The organism is Fontivita pretiosa (assembly GCF_050410795.1).
Classification (GTDB): Bacteria; Planctomycetota; Phycisphaerae; order Tepidisphaerales; family Tepidisphaeraceae; genus Fontivita; species Fontivita pretiosa.
In genome coordinates this window covers 3,481,376-3,496,353 of sequence record NZ_CP191258.1, presented here as the reverse complement: position 1 = coordinate 3,496,353, position 14,978 = coordinate 3,481,376, and the positions used below count along the sequence as shown (strand labels likewise).

The following is a 14,978-nucleotide window of genomic DNA, read 5'->3' as shown; positions in this document are numbered from 1 at the left end:
GCTGCTGCTGGCTCTGCGGCGGCGGAATACTTTCCGCGCTCTCCCGAGCGCGGCCCCATTGAAGCGCGGCAATGCCGGCTCGCTCTCGGCGGGTACCCGATCCTTTCCGCGCTCTCCCGAGCGCGGCCCCATTGAAGCTGCGTAACACGCCACAGATTGCCGCTTACGGAAGCCAGGTCTTTCCGCGCTCTCCCGAGCGCGGCCCCATTGAAGCTGGCAAGACTACTGCCGTGGAGTGGCTGGCCGCGCAGCTTTCCGCGCTCTCCCGAGCGCGGCCCCATTGAAGCTGGTTTGATGCACTATCCGGCGCTTCAACTTCAATTTCCTTTCCGCGCTCTCCCGAGCGCGGCCCCATTGAAGCGCGGAGTGCGGGTTGACGTTTACGCCGTGGCCGCTTTCCGCGCTCTCCCGAGCGCGGCCCCATTGAAGCAGCGAGTACATCGAAAAGTGCGTGGCGTACCTGAGCCTTTCCGCGCTCTCCCGAGCGCGGCCCCATTGAAGCTAGGCGGCAGCGAGCTTCCGCAACTCTTGATCCGGCACTTTCCGCGCTCTCCCGAGCGCGGCCCCATTGAAGCCCGCAGTGGCGCAGAGGATCGCAACAGCCGAGCCGTCCTTTCCGCGCTCTCCCGAGCGCGGCCCCATTGAAGCTGATTGTGGTGGAGGGGCCTGCTGGGACGGGCAAGACCTTTCCGCGCTCTCCCGAGCGCGGCCCCATTGAAGCCGCGGCCTCGGCCTGGGTGAGGCCGAGCTGTTCGCGACCTTTCCGCGCTCTCCCGAGCGCGGCCCCATTGAAGCTTTAATCTCGGCGGAGGATCGCTTCGATGCGGCATCGCCTTTCCGCGCTCTCCCGAGCGCGGCCCCATTGAAGCCCGGACGAGCTAGCGAAGCGGCTCAACGCCTCGCCTGCTCTTTCCGCGCTCTCCCGAGCGCGGCCCCATTGAAGCGCTGGCGTTCCACGGGCGCTTGGTCCCCTTCGCCCACCTTTCCGCGCTCTCCCGAGCGCGGCCCCATTGAAGCTCAAGATCGTCGTCGTCGGGCATTTCGACGATGATGCCTTTCCGCGCTCTCCCGAGCGCGGCCCCATTGAAGCAACCACGCGGGCGTGTTGTGGCCGACGGACTGCGCCCTTTCCGCGCTCTCCCGAGCGCGGCCCCATTGAAGCGGCGCGGTGCGGGCTGTCGTTCCGGGCGACGGCTCGGCTTTCCGCGCTCTCCCGAGCGCGGCCCCATTGAAGCTTGACGTGCCCGACAAGTTGCCGATCCACGCTGGCCACCTTTCCGCGCTCTCCCGAGCGCGGCCCCATTGAAGCGGGCTGGGTGATGCCCGCCGCGCACGCGGCCTGGTGCCTTTCCGCGCTCTCCCGAGCGCGGCCCCATTGAAGCTCGGTGAGCCGTTCGGCGTGCTTGACGCTGGCGGTGACTTTCCGCGCTCTCCCGAGCGCGGCCCCATTGAAGCGCCTTGAGCCATTCGGCGTTCCGCTCGTCGATCTTGACCTTTCCGCGCTCTCCCGAGCGCGGCCCCATTGAAGCTCTTCGTCTCTTCATCAACCATGCAGCGCAGACGCACCTTTCCGCGCTCTCCCGAGCGCGGCCCCATTGAAGCTCGTCGATCCGCCCGCGGCAGTGCTGGCACTCGTACCAGGCTTTCCGCGCTCTCCCGAGCGCGGCCCCATTGAAGCGCCGCGAAAGTTTTTCGTGGCCAGAATCGACCTGGCCTCTTTCCGCGCTCTCCCGAGCGCGGCCCCATTGAAGCACGATCCGGGCATCGGGCTGATCGTCATCGCCCGGCCCTTTCCGCGCTCTCCCGAGCGCGGCCCCATTGAAGCACGGACGAAGTCCGGTCAGATCGAACTCGAACGGACTTGCTTTCCGCGCTCTCCCGAGCGCGGCCCCATTGAAGCTGTGCGAGGCTGGTTCGAGGCAGGGCTGGCCAGGACGCTTTCCGCGCTCTCCCGAGCGCGGCCCCATTGAAGCGTCATCGATCGGTCCTCTGTGCCGACTGCATCACGCAGCTCTTTCCGCGCTCTCCCGAGCGCGGCCCCATTGAAGCAAATCCATCGAGCGGACGGTCGGAATACTCATCAGCAACTTTCCGCGCTCTCCCGAGCGCGGCCCCATTGAAGCAGCCAGAATAAACCTGGCCAACTGCTCGATTGCCCTCCTTTCCGCGCTCTCCCGAGCGCGGCCCCATTGAAGCGTCCTGCTGGCCGTCCTGCGGCTCGTGCTCGTGCTGCCTTTCCGCGCTCTCCCGAGCGCGGCCCCATTGAAGCGTCCCGCCCTGTACCCCGCGTCCCGTGCTGTCGGCATCTTTCCGCGCTCTCCCGAGCGCGGCCCCATTGAAGCCTTGCGGACGTTGATTTCCAGCAGTTCGGACTGTTCCCTTTCCGCGCTCTCCCGAGCGCGGCCCCATTGAAGCTGGCCGAGCACCATGCCCAGCCCGTGAAACCCCCGCCCTTTCCGCGCTCTCCCGAGCGCGGCCCCATTGAAGCGTGTTCCTCCTCCCGCCTCGGCGCTTAACGGCGTCGGGGCCTTTCCGCGCTCTCCCGAGCGCGGCCCCATTGAAGCCAGAGCCTGGCGGATGGCGTCATTGTCCGGGACCACCCTTTCCGCGCTCTCCCGAGCGCGGCCCCATTGAAGCCTCCACCGGATGACCGGCGGAGGCGGCGTGGTCGCCACCTTTCCGCGCTCTCCCGAGCGCGGCCCCATTGAAGCAAGTTAATATAGTGGGGGGTCAATAGATAGACTCCCGCTTTCCGCGCTCTCCCGAGCGCGGCCCCATTGAAGCTACTTTCAGCGTCGCGAAATTGCTCGCACTGATGCTGCTTTCCGCGCTCTCCCGAGCGCGGCCCCATTGAAGCACAGTCGAATCACTCGGCCTGCTGATCGCCCAGGGCCCTTTCCGCGCTCTCCCGAGCGCGGCCCCATTGAAGCGGCCAGAGCCTCGGCCTGAGCCAGGATTGCGCCATTCTTTCCGCGCTCTCCCGAGCGCGGCCCCATTGAAGCGAATTGGTCCACCCGGTGGTCGGCCAGGCGGTCCTCCCTTTCCGCGCTCTCCCGAGCGCGGCCCCATTGAAGCGGGAAATAAGGATTACTGACCGCTACACCAACCGGCTGCTTTCCGCGCTCTCCCGAGCGCGGCCCCATTGAAGCCGATCGAGCTGGTCTGGTGCCATGGGATGCGTCAGGTCTTTCCGCGCTCTCCCGAGCGCGGCCCCATTGAAGCATAGATGCCGTTTATCGCCATCGGCCTGTCGTGGTGGCTTTCCGCGCTCTCCCGAGCGCGGCCCCATTGAAGCACGGGCCGTCGGCGAATCCCGGCATCACGGTAGAGGCCTTTCCGCGCTCTCCCGAGCGCGGCCCCATTGAAGCAACCCCCGCGCAAATCCCTCGGCTGCGGCGCCCACGGCTTTCCGCGCTCTCCCGAGCGCGGCCCCATTGAAGCGATCCACTCATGCTCCCTCCCCCCGTACTGCCTGACCTTTCCGCGCTCTCCCGAGCGCGGCCCCATTGAAGCGGCGTACATGGTGCCGTTTTGGAACAAGAAACTCGGCCTTTCCGCGCTCTCCCGAGCGCGGCCCCATTGAAGCGCGGTCCGCCAGTTTGGGTGGACCGATGACCAGATTCTTTCCGCGCTCTCCCGAGCGCGGCCCCATTGAAGCGCACTGTCCGGCTGTACCTCTCTCCGCCCCCCGTCCGGCCTTTCCGCGCTCTCCCGAGCGCGGCCCCATTGAAGCATCCGTCGCCGACTATGCGCCCACGGCGGCGCAGTGTCCTTTCCGCGCTCTCCCGAGCGCGGCCCCATTGAAGCTCGGCAATGGCTACGCCGAGATCGAGCGGACCGGCGACCTTTCCGCGCTCTCCCGAGCGCGGCCCCATTGAAGCGAACCACCGCCTCCGGCGCATCCGCCGGTGTTCTGCTGCTTTCCGCGCTCTCCCGAGCGCGGCCCCATTGAAGCGCCGCCGCAGCGTCCTCGGGCAGGGGGCCGCGGGACCGCTTTCCGCGCTCTCCCGAGCGCGGCCCCATTGAAGCAACCCTAAAGGTGAACCAATCCGCAATCCCCGAACCCCCGCCTTTCCGCGCTCTCCCGAGCGCGGCCCCATTGAAGCAGCGTACCACGCTGGAAAACCTGCCCAAGATGGACTTCTTTCCGCGCTCTCCCGAGCGCGGCCCCATTGAAGCCGTGCCTACCGTTTTTACGCCGGTATGGACCCGGGGTCTTTCCGCGCTCTCCCGAGCGCGGCCCCATTGAAGCTTCAAGAGTTTCAATATATACTGAAACTCCGATTAGACTTTCCGCGCTCTCCCGAGCGCGGCCCCATTGAAGCCGTTTTTCCACCATGCCCGATGGCCCCTGAGCGCGAGGCCTTTCCGCGCTCTCCCGAGCGCGGCCCCATTGAAGCCAGGCCGGCCTTGTTGGCCGCGTCAAATGACGCCTGCTTTCCGCGCTCTCCCGAGCGCGGCCCCATTGAAGCGACACTGCGCCGCCGTGGGCGCATAGTCGGCGACGGACTTTCCGCGCTCTCCCGAGCGCGGCCCCATTGAAGCGTGACGAGGCCAATGGTGGATCCCTGACGGTGACCGGCTTTCCGCGCTCTCCCGAGCGCGGCCCCATTGAAGCTCGACATCACTACGGAGGAGGCCGCCGAACCAATCGCGGTCTTTCCGCGCTCTCCCGAGCGCGGCCCCATTGAAGCGACTACATTCCGATCTGTTATGGCCCGGGGGCCGATGCGCTTTCCGCGCTCTCCCGAGCGCGGCCCCATTGAAGCGGTCCAACTCACCACGCCGCAGCTTGACCAATGACCTTTCCGCGCTCTCCCGAGCGCGGCCCCATTGAAGCTTGTGCGATCCGTCGAGGAACACGGTCAGCGTTGTGTCTTTCCGCGCTCTCCCGAGCGCGGCCCCATTGAAGCATTTAATCGTATGACGGGGCAAAAAGAATTAGGGAACTTTCCGCGCTCTCCCGAGCGCGGCCCCATTGAAGCGACTATTACGCACTGTGGTCCTCTGGGGTTTCTCCCCTTTCCGCGCTCTCCCGAGCGCGGCCCCATTGAAGCCGTCCTTAACGGACACTTTCATGACAGCCTCCCAGGCTTTCCGCGCTCTCCCGAGCGCGGCCCCATTGAAGCCGTCTGGGCCGCACGCTCGCCCACGCCACCGGTCCGCTTTCCGCGCTCTCCCGAGCGCGGCCCCATTGAAGCTCCGGATGCCGCCACCAGGGAAGATGCAGAATCCTGGCTTTCCGCGCTCTCCCGAGCGCGGCCCCATTGAAGCGAGGCATTGCCGGGCCGATGCCGCTGCAAGGAATGAACCTTTCCGCGCTCTCCCGAGCGCGGCCCCATTGAAGCGACAAGCGGCTGATTCTGAAGGGAAAAAGCAACGCCGCCTTTCCGCGCTCTCCCGAGCGCGGCCCCATTGAAGCCTGGCTCAGTACGTCGGATGGTGGTACGCGAAGGTGACTTTCCGCGCTCTCCCGAGCGCGGCCCCATTGAAGCCGGTTTTGATTACACCAAGTCCAAACAGTGCGTCCGTGACCTTTCCGCGCTCTCCCGAGCGCGGCCCCATTGAAGCAAGCCAAAGGTTTGCGCCGCCATGATCTCGCGCCGACTTTCCGCGCTCTCCCGAGCGCGGCCCCATTGAAGCGTCCCCCGTACCGCTGCGACACCACCCCTTCCGCACCAACTTTCCGCGCTCTCCCGAGCGCGGCCCCATTGAAGCTTTTCCTGCTGGTGCGTCGTTGCGTGGGCTTCCTGATGACTTTCCGCGCTCTCCCGAGCGCGGCCCCATTGAAGCATAGCGGCGTCGATCTCGCCTTCCATACGCCCAATCTTTCCGCGCTCTCCCGAGCGCGGCCCCATTGAAGCTACACCACGCGCGTCACGATCGGCACCCAGACAGCGCCTTTCCGCGCTCTCCCGAGCGCGGCCCCATTGAAGCCCAAGGAATCAACGGCTACCCAAAACGCGACGATGACTTTCCGCGCTCTCCCGAGCGCGGCCCCATTGAAGCGCGGTCTGCCGGACGACCGCGGACTTCCCGATTCCCCTTTCCGCGCTCTCCCGAGCGCGGCCCCATTGAAGCTTGCCAGCCGGGCCAGGTTGTTGATCGCCCCTGGGTCTTTCCGCGCTCTCCCGAGCGCGGCCCCATTGAAGCCGTAAGGCGGTCCCGTTTTTCCCACGTGTCGTCGGCCTTTCCGCGCTCTCCCGAGCGCGGCCCCATTGAAGCGCCAACGGTGTCGGCGAAGTAAGTTTCGCGCGTTGATCTTTCCGCGCTCTCCCGAGCGCGGCCCCATTGAAGCTGGGGCGGGGGCCGGGGCCGCATCTCCCCCCGTGCCCCCTTTCCGCGCTCTCCCGAGCGCGGCCCCATTGAAGCAAGAACACGCCGCAGCCAGTGGAGATCCCGGTCACTTCTTTCCGCGCTCTCCCGAGCGCGGCCCCATTGAAGCTGTGCTTGATTGTGTACCACCGGCCCAAGGCCGCTCTTTCCGCGCTCTCCCGAGCGCGGCCCCATTGAAGCTAACGCCGTCACATCGTAACCCGCGGCGGCCGCGGCCTTTCCGCGCTCTCCCGAGCGCGGCCCCATTGAAGCATGACAGTCTCCCAGGTAAGAGCCTTGTCGTCCGCCCTTTCCGCGCTCTCCCGAGCGCGGCCCCATTGAAGCTCGCCAGGCGCCGTATCGCCAGGCGCCGTATCGCCAGCTTTCCGCGCTCTCCCGAGCGCGGCCCCATTGAAGCAGTACCCATCGGCAGACGATGAGGTCCGCCTGCTCACTTTCCGCGCTCTCCCGAGCGCGGCCCCATTGAAGCCAAGCGTAATCGCTTCAATTGCAGCAGCAACAGCCTTCTTTCCGCGCTCTCCCGAGCGCGGCCCCATTGAAGCGCCCAGTCAAGCCGTGCGGCTTGACGCCAGTACAGCTTTCCGCGCTCTCCCGAGCGCGGCCCCATTGAAGCGCATCTACGCTTTTGGGCTATCCGGTGCGCAAGCCGACTTTCCGCGCTCTCCCGAGCGCGGCCCCATTGAAGCAACACCTCGCGGCGATGGACCGGCACCGACACGGGCGCCCTTTCCGCGCTCTCCCGAGCGCGGCCCCATTGAAGCTCGACTTGCCTGAGTTGATTACGGCGCCCCATTTTGCTTTCCGCGCTCTCCCGAGCGCGGCCCCATTGAAGCCCGGGCGTGGTGGACAGTGACACCAGCCCCCACGGGACCTTTCCGCGCTCTCCCGAGCGCGGCCCCATTGAAGCCGCCTCGTGACCCCCCACCCCGCCTGCCCGTAACTGCTTTCCGCGCTCTCCCGAGCGCGGCCCCATTGAAGCTCTCCCATCTCCTGCCTGACACTGGGCTCGCGAATCTCCTTTCCGCGCTCTCCCGAGCGCGGCCCCATTGAAGCATCGTCAGACTCCAGAGCTTCCCGGGCTGCCTCAGAGCTTTCCGCGCTCTCCCGAGCGCGGCCCCATTGAAGCGAGGACAAGCTCGTGCGGATCCCGATGTCCGACGCAGCTTTCCGCGCTCTCCCGAGCGCGGCCCCATTGAAGCAGAATACGTCAGGTAGCCATCGGCCAAATGCGTAGACCTTTCCGCGCTCTCCCGAGCGCGGCCCCATTGAAGCTTTGCCCTGTACTTCGTGGCCCACACGTCCGCCGGGGCTTTCCGCGCTCTCCCGAGCGCGGCCCCATTGAAGCTTGGCCGGGCGCGGTGCCCGGCTCAACATCACCCATTTCTTTCCGCGCTCTCCCGAGCGCGGCCCCATTGAAGTGGCCGTGGGCACTCAGGTGAGTATGTCAGGTGGCAGGACGTTGGGCGAGCGCGGATTTCGTGCGCCAGCTTGGAGTGGCTGTTGTTTGCCCCGGCAAATCAACGCATTGGGTTGGCTGGCGGATGTGCTCAGTCAGTCAGGACCAGCAGAGGCGTTGTGCGCCTGAAGCGAGCAGTGGCGGCGAGGATCGCCACGCCCGCGGCCAGGAGCCCGCCCGGCTCGGGAATGCGCGTACCGTAGATGGTGATGGCCGGCTCGCGGTTATTCACCTGGATGTAGTTGCCGATGACCGAGCCGAAGACCGAATGTTGAAAGGACAGGCCGTCGATCGGCGGTCCGCCCACCGCGTTGGCGCCGCTGGTGAAGCCGGTGAACCAGTTGTTCAGGTCCGGGGAGATCGGTTGCAGCGTGGCATAGTACAGGCCCGGCCCCAGGACAAGCGGCTGGGACAGATCCACGGTGTAGTCATAGGCCGGTCCGTTGCCGACGCTGGTCAGGAAGGTGGTGGAGACGACGGGGCGATTTTCGCCGGCCAGCAGTGTGCCGCCGTTGTTGACGGTGATACCGCTGCGGATTTCCAGCCGCGCGCTGGTGAGTTGTTCCAGGGTGTGCAGCCCCAGCACGGTGACGTTGCCGACGGAGCTGACGATCCACTGTTCGTTGGCCGGGACCTGAAAGTCCTTGAAATAGCGGTAGTAGTTGCCGTTGGGGGCCTCGTAGCCGAAGGTGTAGCCGCCGTTGAAATCACCGGCGCGATAGAGCAGTTCGCCTGTTGCAGGCTGCGCGGCTCCACCAGCCAGCACGAGCACGACGCCCAGGAGCAATGCAACCCGCGACGCGACCACACGACCCAGCCTGATGCGCATTGTCTGTCCTTCCCTTCCTGAAGATGCACGCGATTTGGGGGACTGTGCCGGACCGGGCACACTCCCGGATCACCCACGCCCACAAGGCAAGAGGTGAGCGCGGAAGGATAGGTTGCTGGCCAGGGAAGCGTCAAGCTTCTTGCGATGGCGGATGGTGCGGATCGGGCAGAAAATCGCGGTTCCTGTGGCAGTCCTTGCTGATCGTAATGTCCGGCAAAGCTGGGAAAGGAGTATGGATAAAGTGACCGTGCATCGGTCAGATGCAGGCGTGACGGCGGCCGGTGCCGCTGACAAGCGGCGGGGCTGAGATGCTCACCGCCGGGAGGTCGAGGCGGAGACAGCGGTGTTGCCGGGGAGGGGGCCTTGCACGACATGCCCGCCCAGGCGCTTGGAGCCGTCGCGGTAGCAACCCGGAGTCATGCCGAGCAGCCGCCGGAAGACAGCGCCCATGTACGAGGCGGTATTGAAGCCGGTGCGCGCGGCGATGGTCTCGAGCTTCAGCTCGGTGGCGCACAGCAGTTCGACGGCGCGATTCAGCCGCACGCGCACGATCTCATCGTGTATCGAGCGTCCGACGGCGCGGTGGAAGCGGCGTTCGAGCATCCTGCGGGACATCGGCACGTGCTGGACCACGTCGTTTACGCCAATCGGCTCGCACGCGTGATCGCGAATGAAACGCAAAGCGGCGACGACCGCCTGGTCGGCGATGGCCAGGATGTCCGTCGAGGCGCGGGCGACGACGCCGGCAGGCTCGATGTAGACCGGCTCCTGGGGTGGGGGCAGGCCGGCCATCAGGCGGTCCAGCAGCGCCGCCGCCTGGTAGCCGCGCTGCAAGTCGTTGATGATCACGCTGGAAAGCGGCGGGATCGAGACGGCGCAGATCAACTCGTCATTGTCGGCGCCGATGACCGCGACTTGTTCAGGAACCGCAACGTCAGCGCGCGAGCAGGCTTCCAGGAACTGCTGGCCGAGCAGGTCGGTGCAGGTCATCACCCCGATCGGCTTGGGCAGCTTGCGCACCCAGTTGGCCAGTTGCGTCTGCCGGCGCTCCCAGGCGCGTGGCCCGGAGGAAGCAAGCCTGGTGATGATGAACTGGTGAATCTCGCTGGTGCAACCGAAGTCGCGGATGCGTTGTTCGAAGCCTCGCTGTCGCGCCACGGACCACGCGGACTCATAGCCGACAAACGCGAAATTGCGGTAACCGCGCTCCAGCAGGTGATCGGCGGCAAGCCGGCCAACCGAAAGGTCGTTGGTGTGAACCAGCGGCGCATCGGGAAGGCAGCCGACCAGATCCACCACGGGAACCTCGGCCTGGAGCAGGTGCTGAGGCCTGTCAGTCCAGATCGCGGCGATGATGCCATCTCCCGACCAGTTTCGTGCCCATTGTCGAAGTGAATAATCGACGCCGTAGGGTTTGAGGTAGATATCCCACGGCTCGTGCTCGTGGACATAGCGTGCCACCCCCTCGAGCATTCGTCGCCGCGGCGCGATCTGTGATTCGATCAGCAGCGCCACGCGTTTTCTGGTTCGAGCCATCCTCCGGTCGGTCGTCAGGTCCATAGGTCGCCCTCGCCGCGCCATCCAGCCGCCGGCCCTGAACAGTGCCACCCTGCCGCTGTTTTGTTAGTTTATCAAAAGCGATGAAACCGTCATTCATTCACCCGATCGTGGTTGACGTGGCGACACGTGCGCCGATGAGCCGGATTTCTCCCCAGGCGCTTGGATTGAGTTACGAGACCAGTTGCCTGCTGGTCGGTTCCGACGGCGTACGCTATTTCCGGGCGGACAACGCTCCGCTGGTCAGGCTCTTTAAGACGCTGGGGATCGCGAGCCTGCGCATTGGCGGGAATTCGGTGGATCAGGGATCCGCTCTGCCCGAAGACCAGGACATCGTCTCGCTTTTCGAGTTCGCCAGAGCCGCGAACGTCATGGTGATCTATTCGGTGCGGCTGAAGGATGGCGACCCGCGGGCGGCGGCGCACGTGGCGGAGCTGATCCGTCAGCGATTTGCGGATCGGATCGAGTGCTACTCGATCGGCAACGAGCCGAGCTATTACAAGGATTACGAGATCTACCGCGCCAGATGGACGGCGATTCGCGATGCGATGGTGGCGGCGGACCCGCAGGCGCGATTCTGCGCCCCGGACGAAAACCCCTCGCCCGAACTGAGCGCCAGGATAATCCGGGAATTTGGCAACGAAGCCGGACGGCTCGTGCAGCTCTCGCACCATTCGTATCCGTTCGGATGTTCCTACCGCAATCCAAAGGAGAAGGATCCCACCCGGCTGGTGCCGTTCGACGCGGCCGAGTCGCGGGAGAAGATGCTTCAGCCCTCGGCGTATGAGCTGTATCAGAAGATTCACGATCAGACCGCCAGGCTCGTCCAGGGCACGTCGCTGACATTTCGGCTGACGGAAACCAACAGCTACTGGTACAGCGGGCTGAAAGGCGCAAGCGACAGCTATGCCTCGGCGTTGTGGGCGGCGGATTACCTGTACTGGTGGATCTCGCACGGCGCGGTGGGGCTGAACTTTCACACCGGCGACCGGACCGGCGGAGCGATCACCCTGCCGGCACGATATGCCGTGTTCGTGTCCTCGCCGCGTGGTTACGAGGTTCGCCCGCTGGCGTACGGGCTGAAGCTGTTCGACCTTGGCGGGCATGGCACGCTTGTGCCGGCGCAGGTCCGCTCATCGCCGCACCAGAACCTGGCCGCTTATGCCACGCTCGGCGATGACAATTCCCTGGCCATCACCCTGATCAACAAGACGCACGGGCCCGGCGCGGACCCGATCCAGGTGCGGATCAGACTCGACGCGCCGCTGGCCGATGCCCAGGCCCAGGCCATCGAGCTGCGATCCACCAACAACGACATCGCCGCCGACGCGTCAGACCTGACCCTCGGCGGCGCCGCAATCCACCCGGACGGGACATGGAATGGTACCTGGAGCGAGCTGCCAAAGTCGGCGATCAGCGGGGATGCGATCACCGTCCCGATGCTCCCGGCCAGCGGGATGGTCATCAAGACCAGAGTCCGCTGAGATCGCCTTTCGCAGCGGAACAGCCGGAGTTGCGATTTCCATCTTTTCCTTCTCTGGCGACTGCGGACACGTGCGTTGCGCAAGATCGCCAGACTATGTCGCATTTTCGCCAGTCGCGGATGCTGCTGCGTGATAGATTTGGGCTGCACTTTCGGCGCATCCTCGGGAAAGTACGGCACGGGCCGTGCGCGCAAGCGTCATTGAGCCTTCTGGAGAGGAGTGGCTATGAAACGGTCGCGGATTTCGAGTCTGATAGCTTCATATGGGGCGAATCGGTCGGGATGGAAGCGGGCATCGCGTCTTGTGGCAATGGCCGTTGCGGCGTCGGTTCCGCTGGTCGGCAATGCACTGGGCGCTGAGTTTACCTGGACGAACCTGGCCGGCGGCACGCAGGCCTGGGATGATCCGGCCAACTGGGGCGGAGCGGGGTTCCCGTCGGCCATCGACGATAAGGCGGATCTGTCGGTCAATCTGGCGAGCAGTCTGACGGCCAATATCCCCGCCGCGGGCGTGACCGTCGCGACCCTCAGCCTCGGCGGGACCGGCGCCGCAGTGACCAGCACCATCGCCGGCGGCACGCTCAGCTTCGACATCAGCACCGCCCCGGCGATCATCCGCAGCGGTGGCGTCGCCGGCGCAATCAACATCATCTCGGCTCCGATTGTGCTCAACGACAACCTGGACATCGATGCCACCAGCACCAACAGCCTGACGCTCGCCGGCGCCATCAACGCCATCGGCGCCGCCCGGACGATCACCAACCGCATGGTCGGCGGCCCGCAACTGATCTTCAGCGGCACCATCAATCTGTTCGATGCCACCGATCCGACGATCGCGCGCGACATGGGTCTGGGCGGAGTCGCGGGCGCGACAAATATCTACAATGCCAGCTTCGTGAGCAGCACCGGCGGTACTGGCGGCCCGAACTTCAGCGGCGAGATCGCCAACAACGGCGCGCTCTACACCACCCATTATCTCAAGCAGGCATCACCGAGCCTCGGGGCGGCTTACATCACACGGGGCACGGTCGTCGTCGGAGACGACCTGGCATTCGGCACGGCGGTGATCTCGATGAATGCCGGACATCGAACCCATCTCCAGTCGGACAATCCCGCCAGGACGCTCTCCAACAACATCTCGATCACCAACGGATTCACGGTCGATGGGAACAATTCGCTTACGCTCAACGGCTGGATCATCCAGCAGAACAACCGTGCGATGGTGAACAACCTGGCCCCCGGATCGACCCTGACGCTCACCGGCGCGGGCAATGGGGTCTCCATTTACATCTTTGAAGCCGGCGATCCGGGCACCCGGACGTTCATCATCGACGGCAGGGGCAACACCGTCATCCACGGACAGATCAAGAATGACGACGGTCCGGACAATACCGGAGCTTACAACCTTACCAAGCGCGGCAGTGGCACTTTGACGCTCACCAACACCACCAGCACCTGGGCGGGACAGACCAACGTCAACGGCGGATTGCTTGTCTTCGCCGCGGCCAATACCTGGGGAAATACGTCGGCAATCAACGTCAACGCCAACGGCGGCGTGTGGTACGCTCCCGGCTCGGCCGATGCCGGCTTTGCCACGTTCATCGGGAAGATCGCGCCCACGTCGGCAGGAGCGCTGGCGATTCCCGCCAGCGAAGCCGCCACCAACTTCGACTTCAGTTCCAGCGGGCCGCTGGCCAATGTCGCCAGCTTGTCGATCGGTGCTCAGGGCGCTGTCAGCTATTCCGGCACCGTCACGCCAGGCGCTAACGGTTACTTCTGGGGCGGGATGACCGGAACCCTCACGCTCAACGGCAACGACCGGATGACCGGCGCCAACAAGGTCACCTACCGCAACGGCGGGAAGGTGATCGTCACCGGCCTGCACAGTTACACGGGCATCACCACGATTGCCGGAGCCAATCTGGCGACGGGCGAGAACCGGGCCGACCGCCGCGACAGCGACCGCAGCTCCGACACCGAGAACATCTTCACGAGCACTGTGCTGGAGATCAGCAACATCGCCGACGGCGGGCTGCCCAGCGCGCTGGGCGCATCGACCAGCGATGCGGCCAATCTCGTGTTCACGGGCGGCACATTGCGTTATGTCGGCGCGGGCGGCTCCAGCGACCGGCTGTTCAGCATCGGCACGTTCGGCGCAACGATCGATTCTTCAGGCAGCGGTCCGCTCAGCTTCTCGAACAACGGCGGCATTGTCGCATTCGGCAACGGCAACCGGTCGCTGACGCTGACCGGAAGCAACGCCGGGGACAACACACTCGCCGCTACCCTTGCCGATGCGGGCAGCGGAAGCCTTCTTTCGGTCGTCAAAACCGGCCCCGGCAAATGGATCCTCAGCGGCGCCAACACCTACACCGGCGGGACCACCGTCAACGCCGGCACGCTGGCGGCGACGCGGCTGGCCAACGGCACCATCACCGTCAACGCAGGCGCCGTGGCGCAGATCACCGCCAAGGGCACGGCCAACTCCCCGGCCGGCACCTCACGCACCGCTTCGCTGAACCTGGCCGCCACCGCAAGGCTGGACCTGAACAACAACAGCCTGATCCTCGACGGCGGCAACCTCGCCACCACCACCGCTCAGCTCAAGACCGCCCTTGAAAACGGCGGAAACTTCGACTGGCTCGGCCCGGGCATCGGCTCGACACAGGCCAATGTCCAGAACACCACCGCCGGCAGCTTCCTGTACGGTCTTGGTGTGGTGCTGAACGATTTGGCTCAGGTGGGAGGCAGCGGGCCGATCTACACCGATTTCGCCGGTGTCAGCGGCCTGGTCGGCACGGAGGTGCTGGTGAAGTTCACCTACTTCGGGGATGCCGACCTCAGTGGCTCGATCGACGCCACCGACTACTCGCTGATCGACAACGGGTACGTCAACACGTTGAGCGGCTGGATCAACGGCGACTTTGACTACTCGGGTGTGATCGACGCGACGGACTATGCCCTGATCGACAATGCGTATGTGAATCAGGCCGGTCCGCTTGCCGAGGCGCTCATTGCCGAGCACACCAAGCTGTTCGGCGGCGAGTACCTTGCGGCGCTGCGGGCGGTGCAGTCGGGCGTGGTTCCCGAGCCGGCGACGGCGGGTGTGCTGGTGCTGGGCGCGACGGCGATGCTGCCGCGTCGGCGACGCGCCGGACGCTGACTTTCAAATCCTGCATCGCGACCTCGGGACGTCCAAATGGCTTTCCCGCAGATCGTGAGACTGGTCCTCCTCCGCGGCGGTCCCGCCTTCGGGCGGACCGCCGCCTTTTTTCAACTGCAATCCGCCACATCCATCTGCCAATACCGGCCCGACC

At 65.4% G+C, this 14,978-nt stretch carries 4 protein-coding genes and 1 CRISPR repeat array (1 of these 5 cut by a window edge); of the genes, 2 read left to right on the top strand and 2 right to left on the bottom strand.

Annotation, left to right across the window (positions count from 1 at the left end; genetic code table 11):
* Window positions 1-7,755: a CRISPR direct-repeat array (repeat unit 36 nt; unit sequence CTTTCCGCGCTCTCCCGAGCGCGGCCCCATTGAAGC); it reaches 558 nt to the left of the window's first position.
* A gap of 128 nt (window positions 7,756-7,883) precedes the next feature.
* A complete protein-coding gene (locus ACQS5P_RS14125; protein WP_428937265.1) occupies window positions 7,884-8,621 on the bottom strand; it encodes a hypothetical protein in 738 nt (245 codons plus the stop codon).
* A 312-nt stretch (window positions 8,622-8,933) separates the two neighbouring features.
* Entirely contained in the window at window positions 8,934-10,157 is a 1,224-nt protein-coding gene (locus tag ACQS5P_RS14120; protein ID WP_428937264.1) for a substrate-binding domain-containing protein, read from the bottom strand.
* Between the two features lie 158 nt (window positions 10,158-10,315).
* Between ACQS5P_RS14120 and ACQS5P_RS14115 the strand changes: the two genes are divergently transcribed.
* Together ACQS5P_RS14115 and ACQS5P_RS14110 are read left to right on the top strand one after the other, a co-directional pair.
* A complete protein-coding gene (locus ACQS5P_RS14115; RefSeq protein ID WP_428937263.1) occupies window positions 10,316-11,662 on the top strand; it encodes a hypothetical protein in 1,347 nt (448 codons plus the stop codon).
* 309 nt (window positions 11,663-11,971) lie between these two features.
* The gene (locus ACQS5P_RS14110) at window positions 11,972-14,824 is read left to right on the top strand and encodes a beta strand repeat-containing protein (protein WP_428941025.1); all 2,853 of its coding nucleotides are present in this window, start codon (window positions 11,972-11,974) and stop codon (window positions 14,822-14,824) included.
* Window positions 14,825-14,978: the final 154 nt, after the last annotated feature.

What these genes read in the sequence shown, in the direction of transcription:
- ACQS5P_RS14125 (WP_428937265.1), bottom strand. Translation starts at nt 8,621, where the DNA reads ATGCGCATCAGGCTGGGTCGTGTGGTCGCGTCGCGGGTTGCATTGCTC.
- ACQS5P_RS14120 (WP_428937264.1), bottom strand. Translation starts at nt 10,157, where the DNA reads ATGGCTCGAACCAGAAAACGCGTGGCGCTGCTGATCGAATCACAGATC.
- ACQS5P_RS14115 (WP_428937263.1), top strand. Translation starts at nt 10,316, where the DNA reads ATGAGCCGGATTTCTCCCCAGGCGCTTGGATTGAGTTACGAGACCAGT.
- ACQS5P_RS14110 (WP_428941025.1), top strand. Translation starts at nt 11,972, where the DNA reads ATGGCCGTTGCGGCGTCGGTTCCGCTGGTCGGCAATGCACTGGGCGCT.